Annotated in this window: 12 protein-coding genes and 1 tRNA gene; 8 read left to right on the top strand and 5 right to left on the bottom strand. The window is 43.2% G+C overall.

Annotated features, from left to right (window positions below; all coding sequences use genetic code 11):
- Window positions 1–106 precede the first annotated feature (106 nt).
- Together DWZ47_RS20230 and DWZ47_RS20235 are read right to left on the bottom strand one after the other, a co-directional pair.
- Window positions 107–1213: a tyrosine-type recombinase/integrase gene (locus DWZ47_RS20230; protein WP_007480249.1), complete on the bottom strand. Its 1107-nt coding sequence runs from the start codon at window positions 1211–1213 to the stop codon at window positions 107–109.
- Window positions 1214–1308: 95 nt separating this feature from the next.
- The gene (locus tag DWZ47_RS20235; RefSeq protein WP_007568835.1) at window positions 1309–1923 is read right to left on the bottom strand and encodes a TetR/AcrR family transcriptional regulator; all 615 of its coding nucleotides are present in this window, start codon (window positions 1921–1923) and stop codon (window positions 1309–1311) included.
- 397 nt (window positions 1924–2320) lie between these two features.
- On the opposite strand from DWZ47_RS20235, the gene DWZ47_RS20245 reads away from it, so the two are divergent.
- A tRNA-Ser gene (locus tag DWZ47_RS20245) sits at window positions 2321–2408 on the top strand.
- 88 nt (window positions 2409–2496) lie between these two features.
- Here DWZ47_RS20245 and nuoE read toward each other — a convergent pair.
- From nuoE to nuoF, 3 genes are read right to left on the bottom strand one after another with little or no spacing between them, the layout of a single operon-like run.
- Window positions 2497–2973 (bottom strand): NADH-quinone oxidoreductase subunit NuoE, encoded by a 477-nt coding sequence (gene nuoE, locus DWZ47_RS20250; protein WP_117514425.1) that lies wholly within the window; start codon window positions 2971–2973, stop codon window positions 2497–2499.
- Window positions 2974–2991: 18 nt separating this feature from the next.
- A complete protein-coding gene (locus tag DWZ47_RS20255; RefSeq protein ID WP_117514426.1) occupies window positions 2992–4758 on the bottom strand; it encodes an NADH-dependent [FeFe] hydrogenase, group A6 in 1767 nt (588 codons plus the stop codon).
- A gap of 11 nt (window positions 4759–4769) precedes the next feature.
- Window positions 4770–6677, bottom strand: a complete 1908-nt coding sequence (gene nuoF / locus DWZ47_RS20260) for an NADH-quinone oxidoreductase subunit NuoF (protein WP_117514428.1) — start codon at window positions 6675–6677, stop codon at window positions 4770–4772.
- A 162-nt stretch (window positions 6678–6839) separates the two neighbouring features.
- On the opposite strand from nuoF, the gene DWZ47_RS20265 reads away from it, so the two are divergent.
- The 7 genes from DWZ47_RS20265 (at window position 6840) to DWZ47_RS20295 (ending at window position 19329) form a co-directional block, all read left to right on the top strand.
- A complete protein-coding gene (locus tag DWZ47_RS20265; RefSeq protein ID WP_117514430.1) occupies window positions 6840–9593 on the top strand; it encodes a heparinase II/III family protein in 2754 nt (917 codons plus the stop codon).
- Window positions 9594–9834: 241 nt separating this feature from the next.
- The gene (locus DWZ47_RS20270) at window positions 9835–10380 is read left to right on the top strand and encodes a DUF3575 domain-containing protein (protein ID WP_004305849.1); all 546 of its coding nucleotides are present in this window, start codon (window positions 9835–9837) and stop codon (window positions 10378–10380) included.
- A gap of 26 nt (window positions 10381–10406) precedes the next feature.
- Window positions 10407–12440 (top strand): tetratricopeptide repeat protein, encoded by a 2034-nt coding sequence (locus DWZ47_RS20275; protein WP_004302326.1) that lies wholly within the window; start codon window positions 10407–10409, stop codon window positions 12438–12440.
- Between the two features lie 24 nt (window positions 12441–12464).
- Window positions 12465–14831 carry a hypothetical protein gene (locus tag DWZ47_RS20280; RefSeq protein WP_117514432.1) on the top strand — a complete coding sequence of 789 codons (2367 nt, stop codon included), beginning with the start codon at window positions 12465–12467 and terminating at the stop codon, window positions 14829–14831.
- A gap of 219 nt (window positions 14832–15050) precedes the next feature.
- Entirely contained in the window at window positions 15051–16421 is a 1371-nt protein-coding gene (locus DWZ47_RS20285) for a DUF5690 family protein (RefSeq protein WP_009039930.1), read from the top strand.
- A 13-nt stretch (window positions 16422–16434) separates the two neighbouring features.
- On the top strand, window positions 16435–17580 hold the full coding sequence (locus DWZ47_RS20290; RefSeq protein WP_004302334.1) for an OprO/OprP family phosphate-selective porin: 1146 nt from the start codon (window positions 16435–16437) through the stop codon (window positions 17578–17580).
- Window positions 17581–17916: 336 nt separating this feature from the next.
- On the top strand, window positions 17917–19329 hold the full coding sequence (locus DWZ47_RS20295) for a glycosyl hydrolase family 28 protein (protein ID WP_004325484.1): 1413 nt from the start codon (window positions 17917–17919) through the stop codon (window positions 19327–19329).
- The last annotated feature ends 409 nt before the right edge of the window (window positions 19330–19738 follow it).

Raw genomic sequence — 19738 nt, forward strand, 5'->3', positions numbered from 1 at the left:
CTAAAAGTTTGTTTATAAAGTCCATAATTGTAATTTATTAATTTGTTGATAATTTTTCGATAAACGCACCTTATGGTGTAGTTCCTATTCACTATTAAATCATTGTCTAATCATCATCCAAACAATCCAGCGGATTGGGGATTTTTGCTTTATAGGCGTTCGATACGTGCAGATAAATTGCCGTTGTTTTTATATCGGTATGTCCCATAAGTTCCTGTATGGTTCTTAGGTCTGTCCCTTGTTCCAGCAGGTGGGTGGCGAACGTGTGCCGGAGCATGTGCAGGTGTACCCGATGCTTTATTCCGGCTTTCCTTGCCGCTTCTTTCAATATCTTAACCAATGCGCTGGGCGAGTATTGTTCGCCTGCCTGTTCGCCCTCAAAAAGCCATTTTTGCGGTCTGTATTCCCGGTAGTAAGCCCTTAGTTCGTTGAGCAGCTTTTCCGACAGTAGGGAATACCTGCACTTCTTGCCTTTTCCGGCAATCCTGATTAGCATCCGTTCGCTGATGATGTCTTGGGGTGTCAGGTTCAGAAGTTCGCTTCGGCGTAGTCCGGCAGAGTAAATAAGAGAAATCATGCACCTGTGTTTCCGATTGGATAACTGTGCAAAGATGCTTTTCATTTCTTCCCGGCTTAATACTTCGGGCAATGCCTTGTACTCTTTTGCACGGGCTATCCCGCCATAATATTGCCGCTTGCCTTTCCGGACTTTCTCGTAATAGAACTTGATAGCGTTGATGCGCATGTTCTGCTGGGTGGCGGATATGTGCTTTTCCTTTACCATGTGGAGCATATAGCTGTTTATGTCCTCGACCGTCAGCAGGTCAAGGTCTTGCCCCTTGTGGTATTCCATGAAGTCGCTGAAATAGATTTTATAGGCTTTTATGGTGGAAAGGCTGTACCGCTTCTGTTCCAGCAGTTCGAGGTAGCCTCTCGGCAGTATGTATTCCCTTTTAGGTTTGGGATGCCGCACGTAAACCCGGCTGTAATCAATATAGGCGTGGGGCGAATAGCGGTCATAGAAATCCGGCAGTTTAAAAGCGGTGGCAGGTATGTAGGCAGAACTATTGCCTGTCTTTTCCACGTCCGTATCTTGGGCGAGCAGCAGGGCGACAGCCTGACTGTTTACATACTCTATCCGTATGTAGTCCGCACCGTTTCTTTCTTCCTTGTACAGAACGATGCTTCCTCTCTGTTTCTGAACCTTATCCATGTCGCTGAATTTTGCTTCGCTCCAAAGATAAGATAAAAATATCACTTTTTGAACATCTGTTCAAAAATAATAGAGGTTAAAAAAACAAAAGAGTATCAGGCTTTAAGCAGCGAATAGATATGGCGAAAATTTTCTGCCAGTTCGTCCACGTTCAGACCGTTCAGAAATGCTTGTTCGTATGACAGTCCTAAAAACATTTGCCGGAACAAGATAGCCGTTTTCTTCACGTCCGTGTTGCTCCTGATTTCCCCGCTTTCTTTTGCCTTCTGTATGACTTTCTCCCATAGGTCATAGTCTTGTCGGTAGATTTTCTCAATTTTCTGCCTGATACCCGGATAGTACATGCGCACTTGTGACAGGAAATGAAAGTAGTAGAAGTTAGGACTACAATCATGCGGGCTGCAATTATCGCCAATCAGTTCAACAATCCTTTTCATGGAAGCGGCTACTCCCGCCACGTATTGCCCGATGAACTCCGTCAACGTATCGGCAGGAGCGGCAAACTTGTTTTCCGGTTCGTGCATTTGCAACACGTATTTGTCCGCCACAGCCATGAATAAATCCAACTTGTGCGGAAAATAATAAACGATACCCGTTTTTGTCACCCCGCAGGCTTTGGCAAGCGTGATGATGCTTGCTTTCTCGTAGTTCATCCTGACAAATACGCCGAACGCTTTATCTATTACTTCTTCACGGTTAGTTATTATCATACACGTTTGTTTTTAATCGGTTACGAAGATACGGATTTTGTTTTAACCATTTGTACCCCAGTGCTTTTTTTTAGTGCAAGGTGCAAGTATATATTTATATATATAGCTTGCACCTTGCACTAACCCAAAAATATTTATTATCAGATATTTGCGAGTTTCAAAAGAAAGCCGTATCTTTGAACCCGAAAGTTAGGCAGACAAACAGCGGTCAAAGTTGGACAAGCCCAACATCTGAAAATCGTTACTGTTTCGTTACCTATTTGAAATTTTGAAAGCGAAGTAGCTGAAATATAAGCGGTTAGAGTTGTAGGTTCAAAACCCTGTCTCTCCGCTAGAAAGCAGCTTTTTGCTGCTTTCTGTTTTTATGGAGAGTTTTTTCTCTAGTTGGTAATTGTAAGGAGAGGTGCTCGAGTGGTTGAAGAGGCACGCCTGGAAAGCGTGTATACGCCAAAAGTGTATCACGAGTTCGAATCTCGTTCTCTCCGCATCATTTTTTTACATTTTAATATTAATGAACGACTGTTTTGACTTATCAAGGCAGCCGTTTGTTTTATATTGTTTTCGGGAATTCGGTTATTCCAATTCTTCAATAATCTTCTTTACATCTACCGGTTGTAATCGACCATATACCTTCTCGCCGATCATCACTACCGGAGCCAGTCCGCAGGCGCCTACACAACGCAGACAGTCTAATGAGAACTTTCCGTCCGGGGTAGTGTCACCGACTTCGATACCTAATACACGTTTGAACTCTTCCAGCAGTTTTTCTGAACCACGTACATAACAAGCTGTACCCATGCAAACAGAGATGGGATGTCTTCCTTTGGGAGTCATGGTAAAGAAAGTATAGAAAGTGACGACACCATACACTTTCGATACGGGAATTCCAAGTTTGGAAGCGATAATCCGTTGCGTTTCCTCGGGTAGATACCCTTGCAAATGCTGTGCCTCATGCAAAATATTGATAAGTTCGCCCGGTTTGTTTCCATGCTTGTCGCAGATCGTTTTGATTTGCTCTGCCATGTCACAGGCTAGTTTGATATCTGACATAATACTCTTCGTTTAAAGTTAATCCATAGATTTGTTGAAATAGTGCGTGTGCAATAGCGTTTCCGATATCTCGCCCAGTGGTTTGCCGAGATATTCTTCGTACAAGGTCTTGATGTACGGATTCTCGTGCGATTTGCGCAAAGGTTTGTTGGTGTCTTCGCGGTAGAGTGCGTTGGCGCGTGCATACAATATTTCCGAGTTGCCGTGATGCAACGGCTGTCCGCCTCCTCCGATGCAACCTCCGGGGCAAGCCATAATTTCGATTACATGATATTCGTTGTGCCCGTTTCGTATATCTTCCAGTAGATGGCGGGCGTTGCCTAGTCCGTGTGCGATGCCTACTTTTAATTCAAATCCGTTTAGGTTGATGGTAGCACGCCGGACACCGTTAAGTCCGCGTACTTGTTCGAAGTTTACATTTTTCAGAGATTCTCCGGTATAGATTTCATAAACAGAACGGAGGGCGGCTTCCATTACACCACCTGTTGTACCGAAAATAACGCCGGCACCGGTCGACTCACCCATAGGATTGTCAAACGGGCTGTCCAGTACCAGCGGGAAGCCGATATTGGCGCGTTTAATCAGTCGTGCCAGTTCGCGGGTGGAAATAGAATAATCTACGTCGGGAATACCGTTCACTTTAAATTCATCGCGGGCACATTCATACTTCTTTGCCAGACAGGGCATGATGGATACGACTACCAGCTTTTCTCTGGGAATTCCCATCTTTTCCGCCCAATAGGATTTGGCGATAGAACCGAACATCTGTTGCGGTGAACGGGCGGTGGATGGAATGTCCAGCATATCCGGGAAGTGATGTTCGAAGAAGTTCACCCATGCCGGACAGCAGGAGGTCAGGATAGGTAACCGTACGGACTTATCTCCGTTGAGATAGCGCGTCAGACGGTTTAGTATTTCCGATCCTTCTTCCATGATGGTGAGGTCGGCGGCAAAGTCAGTATCGAATACATAGTCGAATCCCAGTTCACGCAGGGCATAAACCATTTTTCCGGTTACCAGTGTGCCGGGAGGAAAACCGAATTCTTCGCCCAGGGCAGCACGTACGGCAGGGGCTGTTTGCACAATCACCACTTTATCCGGGTTAGCTAAGTCGTCGAGCAGGCGGTTCGTATAATCGCGTTCGGTCAGTGCACCCACCGGACAGACAGCTACGCATTGTCCGCAATAGGTACATTCGCTTTCCGTCATCATCCGGTCAAAGGCAGGGGCTATCGTCGTGTTGAATCCGCGACGGATGGCACCGAGCGCACCGACTGTCTGAACATCGTTGCAGACACTTTCGCAGCGGCGACAGAAAATACATTTATCCATGTTGCGCACGATGGAGGCAGTGATTTCCCGCTTGCGAGGAGAGAGCTCGCCTCCATTGAAAGGCATTTCGCGGATATTAAAGCGTAGCGCTAATGTCTGAAGTTCACAATTGCCACATTTGGGGCAGGTGAGACAGTCGTTGGGATGATCCGACAGGATAAGTTCGGCTACCACTTTGCGTGCGTTCATCACACGTAGCGTACTGGTTTTTACTACCATTCCTTCTGTGCAACGGGTAGCGCAGGCAGGAGCCAGATTGCGGCGTCCCATCACTTCGACCACGCAGATGCGACAGGAAGCAGGATTGTTCTTTATGCAGGTGCCTTTCAGGTCGATGTGACACAAAGTAGGTATGTTGATGCCGATTTTCGTGGCAGCTTCAAGGATGGTACTTCCTTCGGGGACGGTAATGAAATGACCGTCTATCTGGAGGGTGATTTGTTTATCTTCCATAGTAATCGATTTTAGCAGACAAGAATAGCGTTGAATTTGCAGCGTGCCATACACATGCCGCATTTGATACATTTATCGGGAGCAATGACATGTGGCTTACGCACCAGTCCGCTGATAGCATCCGCCGGACAGTTTTTGGCGCATAGATGACAACCAATGCAACGTTCCGGACTGATGGTATATGTTAATAGTGATTTACATTGCTTGGCGCGACAAGTCTTATCCCGCACGTGCTCCATATATTCATCGTAGAAGTTATCCAATGTGGATAAAACGGGATTCGGAGAGGTTTGTCCCAGTCCGCAGAGGGCCGTATCTTTGATGACTTGTCCCAAAGTGGCAAGTGTGTCCAGGTCTTTTTCTGTGCCTTTTCCTTCCGTAATCTTGTTCAGTAGTTCCAGCAGACGTTTGTTTCCAATGCGGCAAGGTGTGCATTTCCCGCAGGACTCTTCCACTGTAAAATCCAGATAAAAGCGGGCTACGGATACCATGCAGTCGTCCTCATCCATGACAATCATCCCTCCTGAACCCATCATGGAACCGGTCGAGAGAAGGTTGTCAAAGTCAATGGGAGTGTCCAGATGTTTTTCTGTCAGACAGCCGCCTGACGGTCCTCCTGTTTGTACAGCTTTGAACTTCTTTCCGCCTTTGATGCCTCCTCCGATTTCGTAGATTACTTCCCGAAGAGTAGTTCCCATCGGCACTTCGATCAGTCCGACATTATTAATCTTTCCGGCAAGAGCAAACACTTTGGTTCCTTTGGAACGTTCTGTGCCAATCGTTGCAAACCAGTCGGCTCCTTTGGTTAGAATAATGGGAATATTGGCAAGCGTTTCCACATTATTTACATTGGTTGGTTTTCCCAGATAACCGGATTCGGCAGGGAAGGGAGGTTTCAGAGTCGGCTCTCCCCGTTTTCCTTCCATCGAATGAATAAGGGCAGTTTCTTCTCCGCAGACAAAAGCTCCGGCTCCGTATCGTATTTCTATGTCGAAACTGAAATCTGTTCCTAAGATATGATCTCCTAGTAATCCGTATTCGCGTGCCTGATTGATAGCTGTTTTCAGTCGGTTGATAGCTAACGGATATTCGGCACGGATATATACTAATCCTTTGGTGGAACCAATGGAATAACCGCAGACACACATCGCTTCTACAATCGAATGTGGGTCGCCCTCCATAATGGAACGGTCCATGAATGCACCGGGATCTCCTTCGTCGGCGTTACAAACCACGTATTTGACATCTGACTGTTGCTTGTTGGCAAATTCCCATTTCAGTCCCGTCGGGAAACCGCCACCACCACGTCCGCGAAGTCCCGAACGTTTGATAATATCAATAACGTCCGTCGGCTGTTTGTTAAGCAGGCAATCGGCCAATGCAAAGTATCCTTCACGGGCGATATACTCTTCAATATTTTCGGGATCGATAAAACCACAGTTACGCAATGCGATGCGAAGTTGTTTCCGGTAGAAATCCATGTGCTTGGAGTCGCTGACGGTATGTTCCGTTTTAGGATCTACATACAGCAACCGTTCGATTCTTCGTCCTCCGATGATATGCTCGTTGATGATTTCTTCCGCATCTTCGGGAGTGACTTGGGTGTAAAAGGTATTATCGGGGATGATTTTCACGATAGGACCTTTTTCACAGAAGCCGAAACAGCCTACGGTGATGACTTCTACTTTATCGGTGATTTCGTTCTTTTTGATGGCTTTTAGAAGATTGTCTGTAATATCCTGGCTGGAAGATGCCTTACAGCCTGTACCACCGCAGATCAGAATCTGAAGATGTTGCGCACCGGATGCCAGTCCGTAACACTTTTCAGTCACCTTTTCATTGCTTTCTTCGCGCAATGAAAGATTGTGCTTTGCTCTCTTCCTGATTGTTGCCAAATCATGGATAGATAAAATTTTCATAAGTATCAGAATTGTTAGTCGGTTTTTTGCAAATATAATTCTTTGTTTGAAATAACAGCGTAGTCTCGTACAAATAAAATTGATCTTCGACGGAGGATTTAGGTAAATAAATCTCTATCTTCGTATTTAATAGGTATCAAACCTAAAAAATATAACTGAAGTATGAGACGAATTTTACTTGGACTATGTTTTCTATCTTTTCTGAACATTGCATCCGGACAAGAGATTCCTTTGCCGGAAAAGATGCCGCAGACACATCCGCGGGTACTGACTACTCCGGCGGGAAAGCAGGAAACATGGAAGCTGATTAAAAAAGAAGAATGGGCGAAAGATGTTTTCAATAAATTGAAGGAACGGACGGAAGTATATACGAACCTGACGGATGCTCAACCGGCGTGGTTGCTGTCTCGTTTGGCAATGTACTGGAAGTCTCATGCCACGGAAGTATATGTGAAAGGTGAAACGTTCGACCATGCAGGTGGTGAAAGAGCTCCTTATCCCACTGTGCGCTACACGGGAACCCGTGGCACAGCTGCTACCCACGGCCGTCCCAAATTGGCGGATGTCGTTCCTTATGATGATGAGGACGGGAATGTCACTTTCTGCAATAATGCACTTCCCGACCGTCCTATGGAGAGTGTACACCCATCCAAAACAGGCCGGAATATTGAAAGCCTGAACTGCGAAATCCTGGGAATTGCCCGTGATGCCGCTTTCCTTTATTGGATGACGGATGAAGAGAAATTCGCTAAACTTGCCGCAGGGGTCTTTGATACATATATGACAGGCATTTATTATAGAAACGTGCCCATCGACCTGAATCACGGCCATCAGCAAACATTGGTAGGATTGACTTCTTTCGAAGTAATCCATGAAGACGCACTCCATATCGCTGTCCCTTTATACGATTTTCTATATAATTACCTAAAGGCCAATTACCCGGATAAAATGGAAATCTACGCCGGAGCTTTTAAGAAATGGGCGGATAATATCATTGCGAACGGTGTACCTCATAACAACTGGAATTTGCTACAGGCACGGTTTGTTATGAATGTCGGATTGGTATTGGAAGACAATAAAGAATATGCCGACGGAAAAGGACGTGAATATTATATCGACTATGTGATGAACCGTTCCAGCATCCGCCAGTGGAGTCTGACGCGATTGGCAGATTATGGTTTCGATATAAATACGGGAATTTGGGCAGAATGTCCGGGATATAGCAGCGTGGTAATCAATGATTATGCCAATTTCGTGAATCAGTTTGATACGAATCTGCAATATGATTTGGTGAAAGCAATGCCTGTATTGTCGAAAGCGGTAGCAACCACTCCCCAATATCTGTTTCCCAACCGTATGATTTGTGGCTTTGGAGATACGCATCCGGGATATTTGAGTACGAATTTCTTTATCCGTATGATACAGAATGCACAGGCGAACGGGAAGAAAGAACAGGAAAACTATTTCACGGCTTTATTGAAATGCCTGAACCCGGATTTGGGAAATGATAAAACAGAAAAGAAGAATGTGCGTGTATCTGTCAATTCTTTCTTTGAAGATAAACCGCTGGCGCTAAATCCCAAAGTGCAGCCGGGAAAGATAGAAGATTATGTTTCTCCTTTGTTTTATGCTCCCAATGTGTCATGGCTGGTACAGCGCAACGGTATGCATCCGCGCAACAGTTTGATGATTTCGTTGAATGGCAGTGAAGGGAATCACATGCACGCTAACGGCATTTCGATGGAACTTTACGGAAAAGGATACGTATTGGGTCCGGATGCAGGTATCGGGCTTTTCCTGTATAGCGGACTGGATTATGCGGAATATTATTCTCAATTCCCCAGTCATAATACAGTTTGTGTGGATGGAATATCGAGCTATCCGGTGATGAAAAGTAACCATTCTTTTGATTTGCTTTCCTGTTTCCCGGCATCAGCGGAACCGGGCAAAGCATTTACGTCCGTTACTTACAGTAACCTTTATTTCCGTGAACCGGAAAGCAGGGCGGATCAGACCCGTATGATGAGTATTGTCACTACTGGGGCGGAGACGGGGTATTATGTCGATGTATTCCGCAGCCGGAAAGAGAAAGGAGGCGATAAGATGCACGATTACTTCTATCACAACCTTGGGCAGACTTTGACATTGACGGCAGCAGATGGCAGCGACCTGAATCTCCAGCCTACGGAAGAACTCGCCTTTGCAGGCGCACATCTTTACGCTTATTCCTATTTATATGATAAGAAAGTGGCTGCGACCAATAAGGATGTCAAGGCAACTTTCACCATAGATATGAAAGATAAGGACGGCGATGATATATACATGAATCTTTGGATGAAAGGCGAACCGGATCGTGAAGTCTTTACGGCTTTGGCGCCAATGACCGAAGGGCTAAGCCGTACACCGAATATGCCCTATAATATAAAGGAGCAGCCGACGCTGACATTTGTTGCCCGTCAGCATGGAGAAGCTTGGAATCGTCCTTTTGTCTCGATATATGAACCGAGTACGAAAAAGGAACCGTCTGCTATTCAGTCTGTTTCTTATTTTGATGCAGAAGGAGCAGGTTTGGAAGATTTTGCCGGAATCTGTGTGAAAAGCAAAAATGGACGTATAGATCATATCTTCTCTCTATCCGATGCTGCACAAACCGCTACTTATCAAGGAATGAAAGTGAAAGCGGATTATGCTGTTATCAGCAATGAATATGCAGGAAACCGGACGTTGTTTTTAGGGAATGGAACCCAATTGGTTGCACCCGGGGTAATGATTCAGACCGACAATGCCGCTAATGTATTGCTCGAAAAGAAAGAAGGGAAATGGTATATTATTTCTTCTGCTCCCTGTACGGTTGTTATCGGCGATAAGAAGATAAAATCCGATGCTGCGTCGGAGCCTATGTTGTTGCGTATCTGATGTTTCATTGGTAATAAAGAAAAATTGTATATCTTATCCGTAGTATGGTATATTATGGCCTAAGATGGAAATTGTTGCAATAAAAAACAAAAAAAGCGTGTTTAAACGTTTTTAATACTATATTTTTTCTAATTTTGTGGCTTTCTGTCCAAGTAGTATATAAAATGGACAGTAAGCCCTTTTTTTGTGGGTAAATATTTAGTGGGAAATATTTAGTGGGAAATAAATGATGGTATATGTGATGAGAAATGGTCGCAGGGTAATAGCTGCGTTATCATTTCTGTTATTATGTTGTGGTGTACATGTGCACGCACAACGGGTGGCTGTAAAGACAAATGCATTGGGTTGGCTGACCGCCAGTCCGAATGTAGAAGCAGAATTTGTATTGGGTAGTCATGTCTCCTTAAACATGGGGATTGCTGCGAACCCAATCAGTACAGACAACTTTAAAACGACTTTCACGCATTTTCAGCCTGAAGTTCGTTACTGGCTAAATCGTCCGATGGTGAGTCATTTTCTTGGAATCACCGCTTTCGTGAATAATTTTGATATGATGGTAAAAGATGTGCATCACAAAGGCGATGCATACGCCGCCGGTTTGACCTATGGATACGCATGGGTGCTGGGCGATCATTGGAACATCGAAGCAACTGCCGGAGTGGGTGTGTTGCGCTACCGTCAGTTTAAGTATGATAAGGGTACTCCGAAACCGGGTGCGGTCAACGATAGTAAGACCACCATTGCACCTGTCAAACTGGGGGTATCCTTTGTTTATATTATTCGATAACGAACATTAGCTAGTCAGAAAAGAGAATGAAAATCAATTTGAAACGTGATAGATTAACAGGTATACTTCTCGTGGCGATGATGTTCGTCGGTATGAATGTATCCGCCCAACGGATCCGCGTGCAGGGGCATATCACAAACCCGCAGGGAAAAAGTGTTCCGAATGTAAATGTGTTGAATCCGGTCAATGACGAACGTATAGAAATGTCCGACGAGGATGGTCGTTACAGTGTCTTGGTTGAGAAAAACGGCTCGTTGAAGTTTACATGTGTCGGTTATGAGGACAAAACAGTGAAGGTGGCAGGAAAGCAGATTTTGAATGTAGTATTGAAAGATGCCGTCATCGAACTGGACGAAGTAACGATTACTTCCAAAGTGAAGGACAAAGTGATTCCGGAACCTACGGACATCGAAATCAAAGGTAATTATTTCCATCTGAAAACTCGTGTCCCGGTGCCTAAGGAGATGTTTAACTCACATCGTCGCTTGGTATTGCAGCCTTCCATTTATGATGTGACACTGAAAAAGCGTCTGTTGATGCGTCCTGTTGTATTCGACGGGGATACTTATAATACAACGCAAAATCGAATGTACGATTATGATATGGATAAAGATCCTTTGCACGATTATATCCGTGTGAAAACTACTTCTTCACGCAAGGGGGATATTATTGCTTACCATGATTCTATCTATATAGAATATCTGCAACATGACTACCGTGCAGATGTGCATCTGGCGATGGAAAATTACCGGAATATCATTTATCGTGACTCTTTCTCCATTGCACGCGGAACGGTCAACCCGCTTCGCTTCTTGGAGTATAAATTCTCCGCTTTCAGCCTGACGGACGAGAAATACCTTCCGAAACCCGTGATGCAGTTGCGGGATACGAAAGGTGAGGTAAACTTAACCTTCCTGGTAGGTAAAGCCGACCTGGATGATAAGAATCCACAAAATCAGGTGGAACTGAACCGATTGAATCAGGAATTGCGTGGTATTGAGACGAACCCGGATGCCTCTTTGAAGAGTTTTCATATTACGGGGGTGGCTTCGCCGGACGGTTCTTACGCGACGAATCTTCGTCTGGCAAAATTGCGTACGGATAAAGCCCTGGAACGTATACTGGCACAACTGGACCCGGAAACACGTAAACTGTTGGAGGTGAAATCGGATGCATCGGTTGCCTCCTGGAAGGAGGTAGCTGAATTGCTGAAAAAAAACTCCAAGCCGGAACTGGCTAAAGAAGTAGAGGACTTAATCAAACAATATGCAGCTACTCCTTACCGGTTGAATGGGGTCTTGAAATCGAAACCTTTCTACAAGGAACTTGCGGCTACTTATCTGCCTAAATTGAGAAAGGTGCAATATACGTATGGTTATTCAATCTTCCGTTCCTTGACAGACGACGAGATTAGAGAACTTTACAGAAAGAATCCGAAGCAACTGACCCGTTTCGAATATTACCGTATGATTACGACAGCAAAAACTCCCGACGAAAGGGAAAAGTATTGCAGGGAAGCTCTTGAACTTTATGATAACTTTACGTATGCAGCCAATGAACTGGCAGTGGCAACGATACAGAAAGATACTCCGGATTCACGTATTCTCGAACCGTTTGTCAGTAAATCGGCACCGGCGGAGTTATTGTCCAATCAGGCTATTGCCTTGCTGCATGAAGGGAAATATACAAAAGCAGATTCAGTCTTGACCTTGGTTCCCGAAGAAGCGGTTTCTGAAGATTTGCAGGCCATTGTTCAGGCATTGGCCGGTTATTATAATGATGCTTTCGAAAAGGTGGCGGCTACCAGCCCTTTCAATGAGGTGGTGATGCTGCTGGCAATGAAGAAGAATCAGGAAGCATGGGATAAGATTTCTACCATAGATGTAGAGACCGCCCGCGAATATTATATAAAAGCGATTGCCGCCAACCGCCTGGAGAAAATAGGTGATGCGATTATGAGCATTGAGAAGGCCCTTGAACTTGATCCTTCCTTATTGGAAGTAGCGAAGGTGGATGGTGATATTATTGACTTGCTGCCGGAAGAGCAGAAAATTAAATAATGATATATACAACAAGAGTAAACGATGAATATCTTCAGAATCAACAATAAATATGTGGTAGTGGCAATCTTCCTGATGCTTGCTGTTACCTTACAGGCACAGGATTATGGTGCATTGCAATATATGTTACAGAAACGGCCTGCAAATGAAAAGTTCGAGAGCAATAAATTCAATGAACATCTCTTTTTCTCTGCCGGAATAGGGCCATACAGCTTGTTAACAAGTGGAGATAGTCAGGATGGAATGGGAATGACTGCCCATCTCTTTATGGGAAAGTGGATTACTCCGGTTCATGGACTTCGGATAGGGGTGAATTTGGGTTATCTGCCGTCGAGTATCTACGATTCTAAAATAAAAAAGGGTGGCGGCAGCCTGGACTATCTGTTGAATATGTCCTCCCTGGCATACGGATACAATGCAAACCGTTGTTTTGAGTTAGTAGGGATTGCAGGTATAGAAGCCGGTTATTCTAAGGTGGGCGACAATAGCGATCGTTCCGAAAAGTATCCGGATTTGAAAGGCGGCGGTCAGCTTTATTACGGCGCTCATCTCGGTTTACAGGGAAATGTACGTCTTTCTTCTACATTGGATTTGTTTGTAGAACCGCGGATCGGATGGTATAATGACGGTTTTGCGTATACGGAAAGTTGGAGAAACTATAAAATGGCTGGTTCGGTTCTGGTAGGTCTGACCTATATGCCTGCTGCTCCGATGGGAACTAAGATTCATTTCGATGATTTCGATAAAAGTTCCTTCCTGAATCATATGTTTATCTCTTTATCTGGTGGTATCAGTACACTGAAAGTTCCGGGAATCAAGAATACGATTAAAGGATTAGGTCCCCAGTTCTCTGCCGGAATCGGTAAATGGTTCAGTCCTTCTTCCGGTCTGCGTTTGTCCGGGACGGTTGGACTTTCAGACACCCCTTCGGGCAGTGCAAGCGGCTACTTTAAACATGTCGATCTGCATGCGGACTATCTGTTGAATATCAATAATGTTCTTTGGGGATATGATGAAGACAGAATATTTAGTCTGATCGGTATTGCCGGAGTTAACCTGGCAGGTACGAAAGGAGTGGATAAAACCGCCAAGTATGCTCCGGGAATAGGAGTCGGTGTGCAAGGAAGTTTCCGTATCAACCGTTCTGTGGATTTATTTATAGAACCTCGCTTCAATGTGTATAATAAGAAATATGCAGGAGGTTGCGGAGTAGGTGGCAATACGGATCAGCTCGGAGAGTTGAATTTTGGTTTGACTTATCATACGATTGACCGTGCGGCACGTCCGAAGAACGGATTCTCAAGCAATCACATCGCAGACAATCTGTTTATGACTTCGGGAATCGGTGTGCAAATGTTCCTGAATAAGACGAATCTTGAAAACCTTGGTTCTTTAGGTCCGCAGGCTTCTGTCTCTATCGGTAAGTGGTTGAGCCCTTATTCCGGTTTGCGCCTGGTGGGTACGGGTGGATTCTTTACGAACTATGTAGTTCCGGGAAGTGTTAAAGCGGGCAAACTTAGACATGCCAGCGTCAGTGGTGGTCTTGATTACTTGTGGAACATAACGTCTACCATGAGTGGATATAATCCCGATCGTATCTTTGATTTAATAGGTTCGGTAGGTGTCAACCTTGCTTATACTTCCAAATCAGACCATAAGTTCCAACCGGGTATTAATGCAGGCATACAGGGATTATGGCATGTGAATGATTTTCTCGGTTTGTACATTGAACCGCAGATTCGCTTGTATGGAGATAAATTCATTGAAGGTAATCTGGGCTTTATGCAGAAAGACGTAATGGTAGGAGTCAATGCAGGTTTCCACTATCGCTTTGTTCCTTATTCAAAAGCAGCCAATCGCAGCGTGTTTGGTCAGGATGACAAGCGTTACTTCATCTCCGGTGCACTTGGATTGGGTAGCTTGCTCGTAGCCAACAAAGATTTGGTGAAGAATGCAGGTGTAGAAGCAAAAGGAAGCATAGGTAAATGGTACACTCCGTTATCTGCATGGCGGGTAAATGGAACAATTATGTACAAGGCCAAAACGTCGTCGAAGATGAATCTTCATTATGCCGGTTTGGGTATGGATTATATGATGAGTCTGGCCACATTGGCAAAAGGATACAGCCCCGACCATGTGATAGATGTTGTTCCTTTTGTGGGAGTTACGGCCGGACTGGTACGCCGTTACGGTAAGTTCCGAGCAGTGCCGGGACTGGATGCCGGTGTGCAGGTAAAGCTGAAAGTGGCTTCTTCTTTGTATCTGTATGCCGAACCTAAAGTCGGTATCCGTACCGATACATACGATGGCTCCGAACAGGGAAGACCTGACCGCGTAGCTTCCATGGTAGGTGGATTATTGTACAGATTCAAGATGCCTACTTTCCAATAAGAAGAAAAATAAGAAATCGAATAAAAAGGGTTGCGCAATACCGGATTAGTGATTGTGCAACCCTTTTTGTATTCCATTTCCAAGAAATTACGGTTACATAAACGTTACATTAATATTACTTCCATTTCTACCTGATAATGAATAAAATGAATCTTTAGAATTCATTTTCTCCCTTGCTATTCTCCTCTACTTTTGCTCCAGAAATTAAAACGAAAACGTATGAAAACGATTACTGAAGCAATATCGAAACAAAGTTCAAACAGAAGATTAGCCGATTTCCTCTTTATTCTATGGGCAGGTGGAGCAGCCCTTCTTTCTTACTCACTGGTTTATACATTGCGCAAACCTTTCACAGCTGCTACTTTTGACGGGATAGAAGCATTCGGCTTTGATTATAAAGTACTGGTTACTATCATTCAGATAGCAGGTTATCTGATAGCCAAGTTTATAGGTATCAAGTTGATTTCCGAATTGAAGAGAGAGAATCGCCTGAAGTTTATACTCGTTTCCATTGCCGTAGCGGAATTGTCATTGGTTGCGTTCGGAGCACTTCCCACTCCTTATAATATGTTTGCCATGTTCTTCAATGGATTGTCATTGGGCTGTATGTGGGGAGTTATTTTCAGTTTTATCGAAGGTCGCCGCACTACGGATATTTTGGCCAGTCTTTTAGGAATCAGTATTGTTATCAGTTCGGGAACGGCAAAATCCATCGGATTGTTCGTTATGAATACATTGAACGTCAGCGAATTTTGGATGCCGGCACTTATCGGTGCTTTTGCACTTCCTTTATTGGCTCTTTTGGGATATAGCTTAACCCGTTTGCCACAACCTACGGCACAAGATATAGAACAAAAAAGTAGTCGTGTAACTCTGAATGGCAAGCAACGGAAAGAACTGTTCATCGACTTTATGCCATTTCTTGTATTATTGTTTGTAGCTAACCTAATGTTGGTAGTGCTTAGAGATATTAAGGAAGATTTCCTGGTGAAGATTATTGATATGAACGGACAGTCCTCATGGATGTTTGCGCAGGTAGATACAGTCGTTACATTAATAATTCTGGCGTTATTCGGAGCGATGGCCTTTGTGAAAAGTAACATAAAAGTTTTGGTTGCCCTGCTGGGATTGGTCGTACTTGGGACAGCCACCATGAGTTTTATATCTTTCAATTATGATTCTCTGCAATTGGATGCAATCACCTGGCTGTTTGTCCAAAGTCTCTGTCTGTATATTGCCTACCTCTGTTTTCAAAGCATTTTTTTCGACCGCTTCATCGCTTGTTTCAAGATAAAAGGAAATGTCGGTTTCTTCATTGTGACCATTGATTTTATCGGATATACGGGAACTGTACTTGTCTTGATGTTCAAAGAATTTGCCCATGCAGACATAAACTGGTTGGAATTTTATAATATATTATCCGGTTACGTAGGACTGATCTGTACGGTTGCTTTCACCTGCTCCATGATTTACCTGATACAGCGCTATAAAAAAGAGAAACAACTGAAGAAAGCGAAAGAAGCCGAAATGAGCAACGGGATAAAATTTACGGGAGAAGGTATGGAGCCAACTACTTTTTCACAAATTTGATAAAAGGTGGACGATGAAAATAATAGGACTATATTTGAAATTCTCCTTCCTTCTATCTCTAATACTAACGACTTCCCGGATAACGGCACAGAATCTGCCCGATGGCATACAATATAAAATCACCGGGCGTCTATTAATGGATGGAGGAGTGTATCTGAAGAATCCGAATAACTTTGGCAACGGCACGGAATTTAATGACCTTCGCATCGGTGTAAAAGCTACCTATCAGAACTGGGGAATGAAACTGGAAATGGGATATGCCGGAAACAAAGTAGCCATCAAAGATGCTTTTGCCACCTATTCCTATAAGAATAGTTCCATTCAGATAGGACAATTCTATGAGCCATTCAGTCTCGATATGATTTGTAGTACATTTGATCTTCGCTTCAACCAATCTCCGGGAGCTGTGCTGGCATTGACAAATAGCCGACGTATGGGAGTAGCCTATTCCTATCGTACCCAATATTACTATCTGTGTGGCGGATTCTTTACCGATAATGATTTGAGCAACCTGAAAAACGCATCGCAAGGATATGCCATTGACGGACGTTTGGTTTACCGTCCACTTTATGAGCAAGCGAAACTGATACATATAGGATTAGCAGCTATCCATCGTACACCGGACGGCACGCTTCCCGAAGATGAGAACAGGAATACGTTTACTTATAAATCTCCGGGCGTGAGCACGATTGATAATCGTACATTAATACAAGCAGATGTAGATCATGCAGCATCCCAATTTAAAATAGGAACCGAACTGCTAATTTACTATCATAAATTCTTTCTTCAGGGTGAATACATCCGCGCCCATGTAAAACGGGAAAAGGGTTTTGAGAACTATACGGCACAAGGAGCTTATCTGCAATGTTCCTGGCTATTGTTGGGACAGAATTATCTGTATGACGAAGAAGTAGCCTGTCCCGGAAGACCGGAAGGAAAAGCACTCGAACTATGTGCCCGTTTCAATTATCTCTCTCTGAATGATGCCGGAATAAAAGGCGGAACACAGAAAGACCTCTCCTTCGGATTGAATTACTATATCAATAAACACATTGCTGTCAAATTGAATTATAGCTACTTCATCCCCGGCTCGCATATCAAAGAGATCGAAAGCACAAACTTTAGTGTAGTACAGGGACGTTTTCAATTCATATTCTAGTACTTGGCAGTTCCGTTCGAATAAAGCTATAATAAAGAATAGGAAGGTGTATTGTATACTAGTTTTACTAAATGTTTCAAAGACATATCGAGAGCACTGCCGACTCAATATGCAGAACCGTATGTAAAAAGTAAAAAATAAGAAGACAGAAAAAACTGGAATGTTCTAGGTAAATCTCCTTTATTGTTCGTAATAGACAATAAAGGAGATTTTTTGCATTGGTTATTTTTTCTATAGTTTCTGTTACCAGTTTGCCAACCTGGGTGGAATAGAAAGTATAGTTTTAGAAAGAACTTCAATAAACAGAATAATTAAAATATAACATAGTTTAGTGATATGAATATAGTAGGAGTTTTATCAGGTAAAAGAAAATGTTTGTTAGCAATAGCTATTGCATTTTCGACATTCGGGAATGCCCAATTAGTAACCTATCCGGAAGGATTGAACACTGGTATGCCACATAATGATGATTATACAGTCAAAGTACGTGAAGCAGGCGGTGAATGGAAAGATGTATTCGAATATGAAGTCCAAGTAGATATGGATCGGGTACAATCTGCTTCAATGGTACAGTTTGATATAGGCAGTCCCGTAGAAGTGATGGTGAAAAAGAACAATGGCACCATTCAGGATGTGAAAATCCGTCCGTTAGCAATAGGTATACAACATACGGTAAACCACAATGCTATCTTTTTTACACTCACTAGACCTCAATGCCTGTCGATTGAGTTTAACGGTGATCGTTTGCATAATCTTCATTTGTTTGCTAATCCTTTGGAAACAGAAACTTATACTGAAAGCAGTGACAAAGTAATGTATTTCGGACCGGGTGTCCATCGTCCGAAAGATTTGCCGAACACACAGATACAGATTCCTTCCAATACTACTGTTTATTTAGCTCCCGGAGCTGTTGTAAAAGCTAAATTATTGATTGACAAAGCTGAAAATGTACGCATTGTCGGGCGTGGTATTCTCGACCATCCGATCCGTGGAATAGAAGTTACTCATTCTAAAAATATATGGATTGACGGTATTACAGTTATAAATCCAGATCACTATACAGTATTTGGTGGTGAGTCTACAGGGTTGACCATCAATAATTTAAAGTCTTTTAGTTGTAAAGGATGGAGTGATGGCATAGATCTGATGTGTTGCAGTGACGTATTAATAGACAATGTTTTTATGCGGAACAGTGATGATTGTATTGCCATCTATGCCCATCGCTGGAACTATTACGGAGGAAGTCGTAACGTGACTTTACAGAATTCAATCCTTTGGGCGGATATTGCTCATCCGATCAACATTGGAGGACACGGTAACCCGGACGATAAGGCTGGAGAGATTCTTGAGAATATAACTGTCCGTAATGTCGATATTCTGGAACATGATGAAGATGATCTTCTTTATCAGGGCTGTATGGCAGTGGATTGCGGTGATAAAAACTTGGTACGCAAGGCATTATTTGAGGATATCCGTGTAGAGAATATCCAGGAGGGAAGATTGTTTCATATTAATGTTCGTTTCAATTCAAAGTATGATAAGCAACCCGGCCGGGGAATTGAAGATATTATTTTTCGGAATATCATTTATAATGGAGTAGGGGAGAATCCATCTCTATTGAAAGGGTTTGATAAAGAACGTTCCGTCAAGAATATCATCTTCGATAATGTGATTATCAACGGCATGAAGATGAAAAATATAGATGATTTTATCACGAATGAATACATAAAGAATATCACAGTCAAATAGCATAATCTGGTATATGAAGTATGAATGGAAAAATCTCTTTGTATTAGGTGCAAACTTCTTTTCTTCTAATATCAAACTTTCTTTAGGTTAAACATAAACTATAAATGCAAGTTTCATTTATATAATTAGAACTTGCAATTATATAAATGAAACTTTCGTTTTTATAATCAAAGCTTGCAATTATAGATTTCTATTAGATAAGAGTAACTTTAGTATTAGAAGGAAAGAACTTTGCAATAGGAAGATAATAACTTATCTATTAATAGATGAGAGCAAAGCTGCACTGGAATCAGAATTAAGGAGTCTGGAAGAGAACCATGAGTATAAATACAAGAGTTTTATTCCCGGGTTTATGCTAATCAAAGTAAATGTTTCATTCACTTTGAACTCCTTTTTATTACTAAATACT

The organism is Bacteroides sp. AF32-8BH, assembly GCF_003435205.1.
In the GTDB taxonomy this organism is placed as follows: domain Bacteria; phylum Bacteroidota; class Bacteroidia; order Bacteroidales; family Bacteroidaceae; genus Bacteroides; species Bacteroides ovatus.

Excerpts from the sequence above, each read along its gene's own strand:
- DWZ47_RS20230 (WP_007480249.1), bottom strand. The coding sequence starts at position 1,213 with ATGGATAAGGTTCAGAAACAGAGAGGAAGCATCGTTCTGTACAAGGAA.
- DWZ47_RS20235 (WP_007568835.1), bottom strand. The coding sequence starts at position 1,923 with ATGATAATAACTAACCGTGAAGAAGTAATAGATAAAGCGTTCGGCGTA.
- nuoE (WP_117514425.1), bottom strand. The coding sequence starts at position 2,973 with ATGTCAGATATCAAACTAGCCTGTGACATGGCAGAGCAAATCAAAACG.
- DWZ47_RS20255 (WP_117514426.1), bottom strand. The coding sequence starts at position 4,758 with ATGGAAGATAAACAAATCACCCTCCAGATAGACGGTCATTTCATTACC.
- nuoF (WP_117514428.1), bottom strand. The coding sequence starts at position 6,677 with ATGAAAATTTTATCTATCCATGATTTGGCAACAATCAGGAAGAGAGCA.
- DWZ47_RS20265 (WP_117514430.1), top strand. The coding sequence starts at position 6,840 with ATGAGACGAATTTTACTTGGACTATGTTTTCTATCTTTTCTGAACATT.
- DWZ47_RS20270 (WP_004305849.1), top strand. The coding sequence starts at position 9,835 with ATGAGAAATGGTCGCAGGGTAATAGCTGCGTTATCATTTCTGTTATTA.
- DWZ47_RS20275 (WP_004302326.1), top strand. The coding sequence starts at position 10,407 with ATGAAAATCAATTTGAAACGTGATAGATTAACAGGTATACTTCTCGTG.
- DWZ47_RS20280 (WP_117514432.1), top strand. The coding sequence starts at position 12,465 with ATGAATATCTTCAGAATCAACAATAAATATGTGGTAGTGGCAATCTTC.
- DWZ47_RS20285 (WP_009039930.1), top strand. The coding sequence starts at position 15,051 with ATGAAAACGATTACTGAAGCAATATCGAAACAAAGTTCAAACAGAAGA.
- DWZ47_RS20290 (WP_004302334.1), top strand. The coding sequence starts at position 16,435 with ATGAAAATAATAGGACTATATTTGAAATTCTCCTTCCTTCTATCTCTA.
- DWZ47_RS20295 (WP_004325484.1), top strand. The coding sequence starts at position 17,917 with ATGAATATAGTAGGAGTTTTATCAGGTAAAAGAAAATGTTTGTTAGCA.